This window comes from Alteromonas sp. KS69, from assembly GCF_003989595.1.
Classification (GTDB): Bacteria; Pseudomonadota; Gammaproteobacteria; order Enterobacterales; family Alteromonadaceae; genus Alteromonas; species Alteromonas naphthalenivorans.
The window spans coordinates 45,589-59,507 of record NZ_PYHU01000014.1 but is presented as its reverse complement, the minus strand read 5'-3'; the positions used below and the strand labels follow the sequence as shown (position 1 = coordinate 59,507).

General features: G+C 42.0%; 11 protein-coding genes and 2 tRNA genes. 4 read left to right on the top strand and 9 right to left on the bottom strand.

Annotation, left to right across the window (positions count from 1 at the left end; translation table 11 throughout):
• Positions 1-28 precede the first annotated feature (28 nt).
• From rimP to C7Y69_RS11350, 7 genes are all read right to left on the bottom strand, one after another.
• Positions 29-487 (bottom strand): ribosome maturation factor RimP, encoded by a 459-nt coding sequence (gene rimP / locus C7Y69_RS11380; protein WP_126872772.1) that lies wholly within the window; start codon positions 485-487, stop codon positions 29-31.
• A gap of 344 nt (positions 488-831) precedes the next feature.
• The gene (locus C7Y69_RS11375; RefSeq protein ID WP_126872771.1) at positions 832-1,827 is read right to left on the bottom strand and encodes a two-component system response regulator; all 996 of its coding nucleotides are present in this window, start codon (positions 1,825-1,827) and stop codon (positions 832-834) included.
• Positions 1,827-5,156 (bottom strand): MHYT domain-containing protein, encoded by a 3,330-nt coding sequence (locus C7Y69_RS11370; RefSeq protein WP_126872770.1) that lies wholly within the window; start codon positions 5,154-5,156, stop codon positions 1,827-1,829. Before C7Y69_RS11370 ends, C7Y69_RS11375 begins: the two co-directional genes overlap by 1 nt.
• Before the next feature lie 386 nt (positions 5,157-5,542).
• Positions 5,543-5,619, bottom strand: a tRNA-Met gene (locus C7Y69_RS11365).
• A 69-nt stretch (positions 5,620-5,688) separates the two neighbouring features.
• Positions 5,689-5,765, bottom strand: a tRNA-Met gene (locus C7Y69_RS11360).
• A gap of 182 nt (positions 5,766-5,947) precedes the next feature.
• Positions 5,948-6,253, bottom strand: coding sequence for a 4a-hydroxytetrahydrobiopterin dehydratase (locus tag C7Y69_RS11355; protein WP_013783808.1), 306 nt, complete (start codon positions 6,251-6,253; stop codon positions 5,948-5,950).
• Positions 6,254-6,450: 197 nt separating this feature from the next.
• Positions 6,451-9,162, bottom strand: a complete 2,712-nt coding sequence (locus C7Y69_RS11350; protein ID WP_126872769.1) for a TonB-dependent receptor plug domain-containing protein — start codon at positions 9,160-9,162, stop codon at positions 6,451-6,453.
• 402 nt (positions 9,163-9,564) lie between these two features.
• On the opposite strand from C7Y69_RS11350, the gene C7Y69_RS11345 reads away from it, so the two are divergent.
• Positions 9,565-10,539, top strand: coding sequence for a mechanosensitive ion channel family protein (locus C7Y69_RS11345; RefSeq protein ID WP_126872768.1), 975 nt, complete (start codon positions 9,565-9,567; stop codon positions 10,537-10,539).
• A 41-nt stretch (positions 10,540-10,580) separates the two neighbouring features.
• Positions 10,581-10,763: an entericidin A/B family lipoprotein gene (locus tag C7Y69_RS11340; RefSeq protein ID WP_057791438.1), complete on the top strand. Its 183-nt coding sequence runs from the start codon at positions 10,581-10,583 to the stop codon at positions 10,761-10,763.
• A 77-nt stretch (positions 10,764-10,840) separates the two neighbouring features.
• On the opposite strand, the gene C7Y69_RS11335 is transcribed toward C7Y69_RS11340, so the two are convergent.
• Positions 10,841-11,149, bottom strand: a complete 309-nt coding sequence (locus C7Y69_RS11335) for a hypothetical protein (protein WP_057791435.1) — start codon at positions 11,147-11,149, stop codon at positions 10,841-10,843.
• Between the two features lie 240 nt (positions 11,150-11,389).
• Between C7Y69_RS11335 and C7Y69_RS11330 the strand changes: the two genes are divergently transcribed.
• Together C7Y69_RS11330 and C7Y69_RS11325 are read left to right on the top strand one after the other, a co-directional pair.
• Positions 11,390-11,878, top strand: coding sequence for a hypothetical protein (locus C7Y69_RS11330; protein ID WP_244360248.1), 489 nt, complete (start codon positions 11,390-11,392; stop codon positions 11,876-11,878).
• Between the two features lie 347 nt (positions 11,879-12,225).
• Positions 12,226-13,344 (top strand): mechanosensitive ion channel family protein, encoded by a 1,119-nt coding sequence (locus C7Y69_RS11325; RefSeq protein ID WP_197467658.1) that lies wholly within the window; start codon positions 12,226-12,228, stop codon positions 13,342-13,344.
• Positions 13,345-13,383: 39 nt separating this feature from the next.
• Here the strand turns inward: C7Y69_RS11325 and C7Y69_RS11320 are convergent, their stop codons facing one another.
• A complete protein-coding gene (locus tag C7Y69_RS11320; RefSeq protein WP_013783801.1) occupies positions 13,384-13,839 on the bottom strand; it encodes a MaoC family dehydratase in 456 nt (151 codons plus the stop codon).
• Positions 13,840-13,919 lie beyond the last annotated feature (80 nt).

Below are 13,919 nucleotides of genomic sequence, written 5' to 3'. Positions count from 1 at the left end.
TTTCGTCGATGAAAGCATTGCTGTTCCGTTATTCGAATGTGGGAACAACGTTACCTTTTTCGATATTCGCCACAGCTAACTGGAACTGCTGGCCATCCACTTCAATACTGACTACGCCATTGTCGCAAGCCAATACTTTGCCTATAAAGTTACGTCTGTCGTCCATCGGCATAGATAAACGAACCTGAACAACTTCACCTACAGAATCAACATAATGCTTTTCTTTGAAAAGCGGTCTATCCATACCTGGTGAAGATACTTCTAGGTTGTACTCTGTGCTAATTGGGTCTTCAACATCCAATATCGCACTCACTTGATGACTTACATCTGCACAATTATCTACGGAGATACCGTTTTCATGATCAATAAAAACGCGAAGAATTGAATGTTTCCCCGCTCGTACAAATTCGATCCCAACCAATTCAAACCCCAAAGCTTCTACACCTGGGTTAAGCATTTCGGTTAGTTTCTCTTCAAGTTTTGCCAATGCAAACCTCCAAAAACGAAAAAAGGGCCTTAAGCCCACCTGTCATCACCTAGCTCAGCTAGGCTGACTCCAGGGTCTAATACAACAAAAAGCCCCGGACTAGCGGGGCTTTTATTAAAATTCTGAACCCAAATTTGTCAAAAAGACAAATGCAAACACATGGGTAAAAAACACCGGTAGGTGATAGTTTGCTGAGAATGGAAGCGTTACTTTCCTAAACACTGAGGGAGCCCGCTACCATCACTTAATAAGCGCATTATACTGATTGACGTCACATTAAGCAACAACACTCGACTATTAGTTAGTAGCCCATGATTTATAGCACAGACTCTATTAGTCTTTGTCTAGTCTTCGTCTTTCCACTTTTCTTTTATTTCTAATATCTGCGGTAATTTTGCCATCAGCAAATCAATTAGCGCCGGATCGAAATGCTTGCCCTTCTGACTTTCCATAAAGGCTAATGTTTTGTCTACGCTCCATGGCTCTTTATAAGGCCGTTTGCTGGTAAGCGCATCGAATACATCTGCCACGGCACAAATTCTTCCCTCAATAGGAATATCTTCACCTGCTAGTCCGTTCGGGTAGCCACTACCATCCCATTTTTCATGATGAGTCAGTGATACCGACTTGGCTACCACCAACAATGCAGAATCGCATTCCCCTAAAATTTCAGCACCAATTTCAGGGTGGGTCTTCATTATTGCAAACTCTTCGTCTGTCAATTTACCCGGCTTCAACATGATACTATCGGAAATACCAATTTTACCTATATCGTGCATAGGCGCTGCGTGCAGTAATATTTCAGCTTGTTCATCACTAAACCCGTAAGCGAGTGCCAATTCTTTTGAGTAATGACTCATGCGTAATACGTGCATGCCGGTTTCGTTGTCTTTATATTCAGCTGCACGGCCTAAGCGCTGTACCACTTGCAATCGAGTACGCATAAGTTCATCAGACTGCACTAACGACAAATGGGTTTTAACTCTGGCTTTTACCACCGGTGGTGAAATGGGTTTAGTAATATAATCAACTGCCCCAACCTCAAAACCCTCTGCTTCATCGTGCTCATCATTTAACGCAGTAACGAATATAACTGGAATATGACGTGTATCGTCTTGACCTTTTAATATTCTAAATACCTCGAAGCCTGTAAGTCCTGGCATCATAATATCTAGCAAAATAAGTTGAGGTTGACGCTGCGAGGTTAATTTAATCGCCTCTTCACCGTTCTTGGCAAAAATGAGTTGGTAGTCTGCAGCTAACAGTTGCTTTAAGACTCTTAAATTTACTGGCTCATCATCAACCAGTAACAAGGTAGGCTTTTCAATAGTTCTAAGCATTATTGCGTTTCAGTCTCTGTGGCCAACGTATCAATAAGCTCGACGAGCTGCGCTTCGGCACGTTCGAACTCAAAATCATCAATATCCATAATAATGGAGGCTATGGTGTCTTTGTATTCACCACCAGCAAGCGCTTTAACTTCTTGTAATTCATCTTCATCAAGCATGTTCTGCTCAACACTCTGTTTCAGTTTAGTTAGGTGCTCTAACAACACAGTGTAGTTAACATCTTGCTTAACGTGCACCGTTTTGGTCTCGTGAGTGCCTTGAAGCCATGTAATCACTTCATTGAATGATTTTTTAAGTATTTGTACTGTTGAAATATCTAATTCACCAGCATGTGCATTTTTCTCAATATCTCGGCAAACTGACATCAGAGGGTTTAAACATAGGTTTCCGGCAACGCCTTTAATGCCGTGAGCCAGCGATGCTGTTTTTGCTGCATCGTTATCGAGAATTGCTGTACTTATTTGCGCAATTTTGGCTTCGTTTTCACGGGTAAATCGCGCCACTTCGTTGCGATGGGTTTGTGCGTCACCCCAAAGCATAATTGCTCGATTTACGTCTACCACTTTACTTAATTTAGGTTTTTCTGATTTATCATTATTAACAACTAATGTGGCTGATTCATCAATTTCTTTGCCCAGCACCCGTGCCATCTCTCGAGTAAGTACGGGGTAATCAATAGACTTATTCGCAAAGCCATCCATTCCCGCATCGGTTGCGGCATGTCTATCCTGAACTAACACACTGGCTGTTAACGCGATAATTGGCATCGGAGGTAGGCCATGCTCAACCTCATATTTTCGTCTTAGTATTGATGCTTCTAGGCCATCTAATACCGGCATTTGCAAATCCATCAACACCAATTCAATACCGGGGATATTCATTTTTTCCAGTGCTTCTTGGCCATCGCGCGCTACTTCGACGGTATGCCCAGAACGCGATAATAACAAAGACAACAAATCAATATTTTGAGCGATATCATCCACGATAAGAATATGCATTGGTGGCAATTGGACAGGTTTGCCTTCTTCCATTGCCATAGGGGCTTTTGCTGGCACAAGCGGTAAGCGGAAGGTAAAAGTACTACCAACGCCAAGCTCGCTTTGCGCACAAATGTTTCCGCCCATCAATTCAACAAGCTGTTTAGAGATAGTTGTGCCTAAACCTGTGCCGCCATACTTTCTACTCATTGACGCGTCAGCTTGGGCGAATGCGTCGAATACACGATTGACCTGCTCGCTATTCATGCCAATACCCGAGTCTTTTACTTTAAAGTAGACAAAAGAGCTGTCACTGGATACTTCTAACACCACACTGCCATCGCCAGTGAATTTAACAGCATTACCAATTAAGTTATTAAGCACCTGCCTAATACGCTCTGGAACACCATTGTAGGCCTCGCGAACTTCGCTCCCCACTTGTACTTCTAATGAAATTCTCTTGCGCTTGGCTTCAAGCCAAAATGTAGAAATCACGGTATCGACTTCTTCGCGAATTATGAAGTCGCGATAATCTAAATCGAGTTTGCCTTTATCTAACTTAGCGCTATCAAGAATATCGTTTAACAGGTGCAGCAGTGAACGTGCAGAGCGATTTACCGTGGTAAGGTGACCGTGCTGTTCTGGCGGCATTTTTTCTGCAAGCATTAAATCACTGAAACCAATAATGGCATTCATTGGCGTTCTTATTTCATGGCTCATATTGGCAAGAAAGTTTGTGCGAGCAGCGGCAGCCTGCTCTGCTCTTTCTTTTGCCGCTTTAAGTTCTTCTTCCATTTCCCTTCGGGCGGTAATATCAGAAATAAAGCCATCTAAATAAATAGTGTTGCCTTGCTCATCAAGGATATGAACACCATGTTCGGTCACCCACCGAATATCACCCGCTTTATTAATAATACGGTACTCAATACTGAATGCTTTATGGGCAGCCACTTCTGCTTCTACGCGCGCCACATCATCGGGGTGACAAAGGGAACCAAACGTAATTTTAGGGTGTGGCAAAATAAAATCATCTGCGGCATATCCCGTTATCTCGCTTACTGCTTGGCTGATAAACTCCATGGGCCAATTAGGCTCATTCAAACAACGATAAGCCATACCTGGGATATTAGAAATAAAACTCCTGAACTTAGCTTCACTTTCACGCAGCGCATCTTCCATTGCTTTGCGTTTTCTTAAGTCAGAGAAAAAACCAACGAATAAGGCATTACCATCTACCTTGGTATACCCAATCCCAACCCGAACAGGGATATATTCCCCACCTTTACCAACAATGACCACCTCTCGGCTGGTTCCAATTATTTGCTCAGTCGGTACTGATTTTTGTTCAAAGAAATCGCTGCTGTAAATTGATTTTTTGTCATCTGGCGCCAGTATTTTTCCTTGTTGACCAATAAGCTCCTCCGGTGAATATCCTGTCACCGCAGTGACTGCCGGGTTAGCTGTTTTAATAATGCCGGTACTGTCTACTGTAATAATGGCATCTACCGCAATATCCGTAATAGCCCGCTGAATTCGTTCGCTCTCGATAGCACGTGAACTGACATCTTTGTACTTAAACAACAAGGTAATACCCAGCACTAATGCAATGAGCGTAACCGTAACCATTGCAATTGAAAGTGCTAGATAAATTGATATTTCAGAAGGCTGTGAAGTAAACTCCATCCCTGGCGGCATAACAAATCTGGCTGCTAACATTCCCGTGTAATGCATACCTGCTATGGCAAGGCCCATTACAATACTTGCAATTAAAGCATCCCTTCCCAAGCTCGACTTTTTTATCCCCACAGCACTTAGGCCAAATTTGATCCATAGGGCCAGCATCGCGAGGCAAACTGCGACAACAATTGAGAGTATAAATAATGAAGGGCTGTAGCGAAGTAAAGGCGACATTTCCATAGCCGCCATACCGCTGTAGTGCATGGTGCCGATGCCTGACCCCACAAGCACGCCGCCAGTTAATATTTCGGTGAATGAAATGGTAGGCTTTGTCATGAGGTAAAGCGCTACCCAAGCCGCGGCTATGCCCGGTAATGCAGACGCTAAGGTTATCCCTACGTCATAGGAAACGGCGGTGCACAACTCAAAGGCGAGCATACCCAAAAAGTGCATGGCCCATATCCCGCCCCCCATGGCGATACTACCCGCACTGAGTAAGGTGTATTTTCTGAATTTATTAGTAGAAACGGCGGCCTGAGTGGCGACGTTAAATGCCATAAATGACGCAAAAATAGCAATCGTTAACGATAGTGCTACTAAGCCAAAGTCATAACTTCCATCGAGCAAGGTGACCTCTTGCCCTATCGTAAAATATTCTTGAATCATACTACCCAAAAGCGCGCATTTCGAAGCGAAGGAAATTTAAGAATTATCAAATATACCAAGGGTATATTTCTTCTTTTTCTATTATTAGGGTTACTTTTACCATTTTACGTTCACTAATTAAATATGCGCTGTAAATTAAATTGGCCAAGCGTGTGCCGGCAATCCCGCTTAAGAGCCGGGCTTATATATGAGCTTTGGCAATTAAGCGAAAGCTACCACCTTTGGTGCATGCAAAGGCTTTACTGAGAAATTTAGGATGGTCTGTATTGACAACAAAACAGGGGGTTAGCGTGAAGACATATAATGAAGTGAAGTAATTGAGAAATGAAAATCAAGAAGCTGTGCTTTAGAAACAAAAAACCCCGGCATAAGCCAGGGTTATAATGTGGTTGCGGGAGCAGGATTTGAACCTACGACCTTCGGGTTATGAGCCCGACGAGCTACCAGACTGCTCCATCCCGCGTCTGTTCTTTTGAACTACTGCTTGTCTCTATACTTAGACAACTCAGTATTTAAATCGTTTAATTTTCTGTGGTTGCGGGAGCAGGATTTGAACCTACGACCTTCGGGTTATGAGCCCGACGAGCTACCAGACTGCTCCATCCCGCGCCAGAAAATAACGTTGTTGGTTTGAGGTGTTTGATGTCTCCCTTCAACGTGGGGCGTATTATACATACGCACTTTTGTAACACAAGGACTTATTACTTAATTATTTCACTTTTCTGACTGTTCGCTTCATTATTAATCGTTATGTTTAATCGCCAAACAATTTAAGGTCAAAACTTAAACGTTTAGGGTTTAAAGCTTTCCATTTTTGTTGCCAGTTTAAAATCTAATTCGCTTAAACCACCCACATCATGAGTAGTTAATTTCACTTCAACCCGGTTATAAACATTAAACCATTCTGGATGATGCTTTAATTTCTCTGCCCAAATAGCAATTTGTGACATCCAACCAAATGCACGAATGAAACTTTTAAAGGTAAATGTCTTTTCAATAGCATTATCGCTTAATGCCCACCGTTCGTTTTCCTCTAAACCTTCATTTAAAGTTTCAAGGTTGTCTTGAATTTGTTCACGGGTTAATAGCGTACTCATTTAAGCCTCCTTTTTTATAAGTAAACAATGTAAACAATACGCGTTATGAATTCAGCTTTTTAGATAAGAAAGTGATGAAGTAAAAATACAAATATTGGCGAGAATTCTTTACATAAAAAAGCGGCCTAAGCGAATGCGCATTGTCATGAGCACTCAGCATAGGCCGCTGGGTTTATTCAGGCTAAAAAGGTTGAGTGTTAAAACTCTACCGCTAACCGTGCATAAATTTGACGCCCACGGGGGTCATGCACTTTTGAATCAAAACCACTATTGGTAAACAACTGAGGAGGATCTTCATCAAATAAGTTCAATCCGCCTACAGTGACAACATAACTTTGTTCCGTTTCAAATAGCGAACCTAAGTCGATGTTGTACTGAGCATCTACTGTGACATGGCTATCTACTTCGTATAAACCATTTGTACAGGCACCTAAGTTTGTAGTGCCATCTGCGCAGTTTTGGTCATCATCGTACGAAGAAATGTAACGAACAAATAAGTTAGCCGCGTGAATGTCGTTTTTCCACGCAAGACCGAAGTTCATTCTAAGTTCAGGTGAAGAAACCCCGATATTGTTGAAGTTTCTGCGCCCTGCCCCGTCAATATTACCCGCTTGCGGATCCATCAGGTCATATTTCATGGTGTAGGTACCGTTTAAAGACGGCGTGAAACTACCAAACTCAGTGTCAATCTTGTAACTAGTCACAAAATCGATACCCGACGTTTCCATCTCACTTGCATTCACGTAAGTGTTGTTAACTTGTAACACAGGGCCATTTAACGGGTCGCCAGCACGAATAATGCGGTCGGTATCGGTAGGGTCAAGATTTAATACTGCTTGCGCATTTTCCTGAATGATTAAATCTTTGAACTCAAAGTTCCAGTAATCAAGCTCAATAGAGAAATCTCTGAAAGGCTCGTATGAAAAACCAATATTATATGCAGTAGATTCTTCTGGTTTAAGATCTTCGTTACCTGAAGTCCTCACCGCAACAAACGCCGTAACACCTTGTACTGGGTCAATAAGTTGTTGTAGTGACGTAGCCCCACCTTGTGCTAAGAACACGGTAGGCGCTCTAAACGACGTAGATATCGATCCCCGTAGCGAGAATTCATCAGTTGCACGATACGAAACCGCAAGCTTAGGATCTACTGTGCTACCAATGCTACCGCCGTAGTCTTCATATCGAACGGCGAGTTGCATATCTAAATCTTCACTTAATGGTAAAGCAAGTTCACCAAAGGCAGCCCATACGTCTTGGCTTCCATCAATATCTGGATTACCTATAACGAAGGTGAAGCTGTCTTGGTTAGCCAAATCATCATAATCTTGGCTTAACTGCTCTTCGCGATATTGCACACCTACTGCTAACGCAGCAAACCCACTACTCATTTCAAAGATATCGAATGAAGTAAATGCTTCGAACACTTCAAGATCAGCTTTTGAATCTATGATTTCTGTGCCGGTGAACGAATCAACCACATAATCAGAGTTAGGTGCTGACGAATAAGAAGTAGCAAAAGGATTGAAAAATTCACAATTTCCTTCGCCTGGTGTTCCTGCAATAGGATCACATGCCGAGCCACCTAAACCATATAGGGCAAGCTGGAACTCAGTGTTTAGCACATCAGGTACTTTGAATAAGAAATCATTCACTGCACGGGTATAACTCACCTCCCAGAAGCCGCTGTCAGTCACACCTTGTAGGTTGGTGCTGAATCTAAAAGTGTCTGATTCTGTGTTTGCCGGATCGCCATCGAAGCCATTTCCTTCAGCACGGCCAAAGAAGGCAACAGACTGACCAAATGGATTTTGAGGGTGGTAATCAGGAACAATCGGTGATGTTAAAATGGGGAAACTTGGCGCCCCGCCACGTTCAGCGCGGTTACGCGCCATACTAAGCTCAGCTGTCCATGTAATGTCATTAGCAAACTCATAGTCTGCTCTTACATAAGAATTAATTCGACTTTCATCGGCAACATAAGAATAGAACTTACCAAAATCGAAGCCGCAAAATCCAACTTCTAGTCCAGGAATTGTGCCACTAGGGGCAAGTAAGTTAGGTGCACCACCAAACTCCTCACACCCGTATGGGTCTATGATAGGTAACGCCCCAGCGCCTGGAATAGTAACAAAGTAGGAGGCAGGGTTACCTAACGCACTGGTGTCGTCTTCGGGGCGGCTTAAGCGTCGGTCACTTAAAAATAACGGTGAACGGTTCGTGTAGCTTATGGCTGCTAGTACGCTACCATTGTCGCCTGTTGCTCCCCATAAACCTTGAAATATATATTCTTTGTTATCACCATGGGCGCCGTCTTGATAATCTACGCTGACCATCGCACCATCATAATTACGTTTGGTAATGAAGTTAACCACCCCTGCAACCGCATCTGAACCGTATAAGGCCGATGCACCGTCTTTTACGACTTCCATTCTATCAATGGCAATCATAGGTACAAGTGAACTTGTATCTACGAAATTTAACCCTTCGTTAGTAGGTTGAGCGGTTACCACTTGGCGTTTGTTGTTTAACAATACTAAGGTAGATGCAACACCTAACCCACGTAAGTTAATGTTTGAGGTGCCGGCTGTGGCGTTTTGTGTAAAGGCATCAGGGTTGTTCTCTGCGCCAGTATTAATCGTTAATGTTTGCGTGATATCCGCTATGTTTTTAGCACCTATTGAATCGATAGCAACGCTGTCTACTACCGCTAATGGTGAAGGTGACTCAAAGTTCTCACTGCGACGAACAAAGCTCCCTGTAACGAGAATTAACTCTACATCTTTTTTACTTTTAGATTCAGCTTCAACTTCTTCGTTAGCATCTTGCGCATACGCTAAAAAAGGAGAACAAAATAAGGCAGAACTGACTAAGGCAGCTACTGCAGTCTTACGCGTTTTAAATTTCATAGTGTGATTCCAAATCTGGGCGCATCACTACCGGTAAAACCCACACTTTCCGCTAGCAACAGGCTGGACGATTTCTCATTGTTATTGTGAAAGGTCAATGAACAATCTTTGACCTGCAATATTGATGTTAAGCGTCATCACATAGTTTGTAAATTTATTGTGAATAATATATTTACATTAATTTTACACATGGTCAGACCACATGAACTTTTGTCTAACACCTATAAAATTCATTTAGTTATTGCGTAGTTATTTCCCACTCTTGTATTTTTTGCTTATCAATTTTTCACCGCCAAAAAAACCGATTTAATTTTCGTTTACAAAACATAAAGTTAAAGAAAAACTATGACGGAATAAATCTTGAATAGACACTGCATATTGTTTGCTAAATGAAAGAGTTCTATGGATTTTCCGAATATTGATGACTTTTACCAACTGATAAACCAGAAGCTTGAGGGTTGGATCGAGAGCGGAATTAAGCACTTACCCAACTTTGTAGTAGCAATATTAATCGCTATTGTTTTCGGAATACTGGCAAAAGTAGTCGGAAATATTGTCGGAAAGGTAATGCGAAGAGCATTCGAGTCTCGACAAATCGCCAAATTACTTACCTCTATTATTAAGTCGCTCATTGTTGTCTTCGGTATTTTCATTGCGCTGGATTTTGTTGGCCTTAAGGGAACGGTTACTTCGTTACTTGCCGGTGCGGGTATTGTGGGTTTGGCCATCGGCTTTGCTTTTCAAGATATGACGGAAAACCTTATTGCGGGAATTGCGATGGGTATTCGTAAACCATTCGAAATCGGTGATGTGGTTAAAGCTGAGGGGGTTTTCGGCACGGTAGAGGAAATTAACCTGCGAAACACCTTGGTATCTACCTTTTACGGGCAACGTGAAATCATTCCCAATAAAATTCTCTTTAGAAATATCTTAACTAATTACTCAGTGGAAGGTATTAGACGTATTGAGGTTCCTGTTGGCATTTCCTATGCCGATGACATTGAAAAAGCCGCCGAAGTCATTACCGACGCTATGAATGAAAAAGGCTATGTAATAAAGAAAGACGAAACGGCGGTTTACGCAGCGTCATTTGGTGATTCTAGTATTAATCTATTGCTTTGGTTTTGGATACGATACCCAGGCGACCCCGGCTTTATGGTGGTACGCCATGAAGCGATATGCACTGTTAAACGTGTATTGGAAGAAAACGATATCTTAATTCCCTTCCCTATTCGTACATTGGATTTTAATTCCAAGGGAAGCGATAACCTTAACAATATGCTTGAAAAGCAAGAGGCCACATTAGAAACCGAATCTAGTCCAACTCGCAGTTCTGGCGATCAACCAGATGCGGATGGCGAAGCAAGTGATGAGTAAAGCATCAAAGTAACATTGATTATTAAACCAGGAGATATGCCATGAAAAAGTCAGTTTTGTCGTCATTTTTAACATCGAAATTACTTAGAGGTAGTTTTACTGCCCTGTTGTTTTCATCTGCTGTAGTAGGTATGAATGGCTGTGCAACGGTAGAAGGTGCGGGAGAAGACATTCAAAGCGCTGGTGAAGCGATTGAAGAAGGTGCTGAAGACGCATCTAATTAACTTCACACGAATATTGTATTTAGGCCACGCTGTAGACGCCTATAGTCGTGGCTTACAATACAAATGCTTAATGCCAGTTAACGTCTTTCTATCGCTGGAATTTCAATATAGGCATCTGGATCTGACGCCTTTAACGCTTCCAGTTTACTCTTTCTTTTTGCTCTTTCGTCAATGGTTTCTCCAAAAACCTGTAAGTGTAAGTCAGCGATAAGCGCCTGCCCTTCGCCTTTGCTTATTACCCCAAGAAGCTCGCCTGCATGCATAAACCCTTGCACCCGGTATTTATCTGCATCTACGTTTTTTCCTTCTTTACTTGCGTTGTACAAACTAACAAGCTGAGTAGTACAAGCCTCCAGGAACTTAGTCGTTTCTTCTTCGTTATTCATCGCAGCGCTCCTTACTATTAATTTGTTATTGCCTCTAGATGAGCTTTCAGTTGCCCTTCTTGTAAGCATCCCTTGCCTAGAGTTTACCTATTTAAGTAATAGAAGTGGAATGACTAATTTATCTGTTTTATGTGCATTTCAACTAAAGTTCATTGGTAAGCTTTTAATATCTTACCTACGATTTAGGGAGTGTTAGAAACGTTTTTCTAGGAATACACCATAAAGAGTAGTGAGCACACCATGCGATTACAAATAGCTACAGGATTGATTACAGCCTTGGCATTTGCCCCTACTGTTGCTGCAAAAGGAAATGCTCATCATTGGCAAACGTCACCTCATCATCTTTCCGCCCTTGTAGGCACAACGTATACAGAAGAGTGCGGTAATGCGTTTACCCTAGGTATTGACTATGAATATCGTATTAGCGATTTCTTGGGGCTTGGCTTCGTTGCCGAATATGCATTTGAAGATTTAGACGCCTACACGTATTTACTGGTTGCGGACCTCCACATTACTAACCGCTTTATCGCCCAGATTGGCCCCGGGGTAGAATTTCACGGTAGCCATAAAATGGAAGTTGCACGATTAGGTTTTTATATGAGTTCGAGATATCTGGTATTACGGTCTCGCCGCAACTGCACTATGACTATCATAGAAACCATGAAAGCGCTGTGGTTGCCGGTCTTGCAATTGGTATGTCTTTTTAACGATTTGAAGATGAAAATATAAGAATAAAAGAAAAACCGATTTGCACTAACTTAGTGCATTTGTTTGGCGTTGAATCAAACAACTTCCCAGCTTACTTCTTCGCGGCCTAACACTGACACTCCTTTTAAGTAAAATCACAAACATGCCGCGACTACCCGTGTTGAAAGGCCTATAGTAATAACAATCAACGACTTTGCGGATAATAATAAACCCCGATACTCTTAATTACTCTCTAGATTCAATTGAGTAAACTTGGCTGGAACGTTATTTGCTGCATGTAAGTGTGTATATTCACGCATTGATTTCAAATCGGTCTTAGTGTGAATGACTTCGTCGCGTATTTGTATGTTATTGGTCAAGGGATAGCCATGCCAGAAGTTGACTTTGCAGGCTTACTGTTAGTGCCTGAATTAGTTATCACCTTTACTGTGATAATTGCGAACCTTTTTATGTTCTTAATTAAGCGCATCTTTCTACGAAAGTTTTTGTTGCTTACCGATCGCACCTCACATTTCTACGACTCGTTACTGGCACACTCTTTAAACCTGCCCCTCACCATCCTTATTTTCGTCATCGATATTTGGATTTTAAACTGGCTGTTCGACAAGTACGGTATTGTAAACGCGTCCTATGCGAGCTCAATTTCCCTTGCGTCTAAAATATTACTGATCACTGCCGCTATTCTTTTCTTAAATCGTTTTGCTGTTGGGTTACTTGCCAATCAAACACAGCGCTCAGATTCACTTAGAAGTAGCACGGGCATTATTAAAGGCATAGTGAAAGGCCTTATCGTAGGTATTGGTATATTAATAATGTTGGGTACGTTAGGCATTTCAATTACCCCTATTATCGCGTCGTTAGGTATCACATCGCTTGCCGTTGCGCTTGCCCTTCAACCCACTCTAGAGAACTTCTTTTCAGGGGTACAACTGGTTATGGACAAGCCTATTAGAGTAGGCGACTTCATTGAATTAGAGAGTAAAGAGCAAGGTTTTGTAGAGCGTATTGGTTGGCGCTCCACGTGGATAAAAATGTTACCCAACAACACTATTATTGTACCAAATAGTGTATTAGCTGAATCTAAGATAATTAATTATTTCTACCCGAGTAAAGAGTTATCAGTACCGGTTGATGTAGGTGTACATTATAACTCTGATCTTGAGCACGTAGAGAAAGTCACCCTTGAGGTAGCCAAAGAAATATTGGTTTCCCATGAATGGGGAATTGATGATTACGATACCTTCGTGGTGTACCACACCTTTGATAATTCCAGCATCAATTTCACGGTGATGTTGAGAGCAAAAGAGTACTTCCATCGCTTCTTTATAAAATCAGCATTCATAAAGGCATTACATAAGCGATATGCCGCAGAAGGTATTATTATTCCCTATCCAATACGCGCCATTAATACCGAACAAGAGAGCCCGCGTATTGATGTTCAAACTACCAACATCCCCAACAACGCGGGCGAGCCTCCTAGCCAGTAGAGTACACAGTAAAAATATAGTGTACTCACAGCGAATTTATTACTCGCTAGGTTGCATTACTGCCAACATAAGAAAAGTCCCCACCAGTGCTGGTTTGCCTGACGAGGCCAGCTCGCAGCTTGATTCCATTTTAAATAGTTTACCAGCAGGTTTGTTGACGACTTCTACCAATTTGAAGTGATATTTGATTGCATCGCCTGATTTCACGGGCTCCAAAAAACGTAATGAATCGATACCATAGTTAATGGTTGATGCAATTTCGTCAGATGCAGCAAGTACACCTTCAAAGGCCTTAGGCATAACCGACGCGGTGAGAAAGCCATGCGCAATAGTAGTTCTAAATGGGCTCTCTTTGTTACACCGTTCAGTATCAAGGTGTATCCATTGATAGTCACCCGTAGCTTCAGCAAACTGATTAATCATATCTTGCGAAATGGTGAGCCATTCAGCTTGTTCAAGGGTTTCCCCAACCTCTAAGTCGATGAGTGTTTTCATATTTTTTGACCAATGGTAGTTAATTTAAGACGAACAGTACTATTGATGTATTGAATATTTCAATTAACTTTTAATAATAG

Coding starts and splice junctions, on each gene's coding strand:
- C7Y69_RS11375 (WP_126872771.1), bottom strand. CDS start 1,827: ATGCTTAGAACTATTGAAAAGCCTACCTTGTTACTGGTTGATGATGAG.
- C7Y69_RS11370 (WP_126872770.1), bottom strand. CDS start 5,156: ATGATTCAAGAATATTTTACGATAGGGCAAGAGGTCACCTTGCTCGAT.
- C7Y69_RS11355 (WP_013783808.1), bottom strand. CDS start 6,253: ATGAGTACGCTATTAACCCGTGAACAAATTCAAGACAACCTTGAAACT.
- C7Y69_RS11350 (WP_126872769.1), bottom strand. CDS start 9,162: ATGAAATTTAAAACGCGTAAGACTGCAGTAGCTGCCTTAGTCAGTTCT.
- C7Y69_RS11345 (WP_126872768.1), top strand. CDS start 9,565: ATGGATTTTCCGAATATTGATGACTTTTACCAACTGATAAACCAGAAG.
- C7Y69_RS11340 (WP_057791438.1), top strand. CDS start 10,581: ATGAAAAAGTCAGTTTTGTCGTCATTTTTAACATCGAAATTACTTAGA.
- C7Y69_RS11335 (WP_057791435.1), bottom strand. CDS start 11,149: ATGAATAACGAAGAAGAAACGACTAAGTTCCTGGAGGCTTGTACTACT.
- C7Y69_RS11330 (WP_244360248.1), top strand. CDS start 11,390: ATGCGATTACAAATAGCTACAGGATTGATTACAGCCTTGGCATTTGCC.
- C7Y69_RS11325 (WP_197467658.1), top strand. CDS start 12,226: ATGCCAGAAGTTGACTTTGCAGGCTTACTGTTAGTGCCTGAATTAGTT.
- C7Y69_RS11320 (WP_013783801.1), bottom strand. CDS start 13,839: ATGAAAACACTCATCGACTTAGAGGTTGGGGAAACCCTTGAACAAGCT.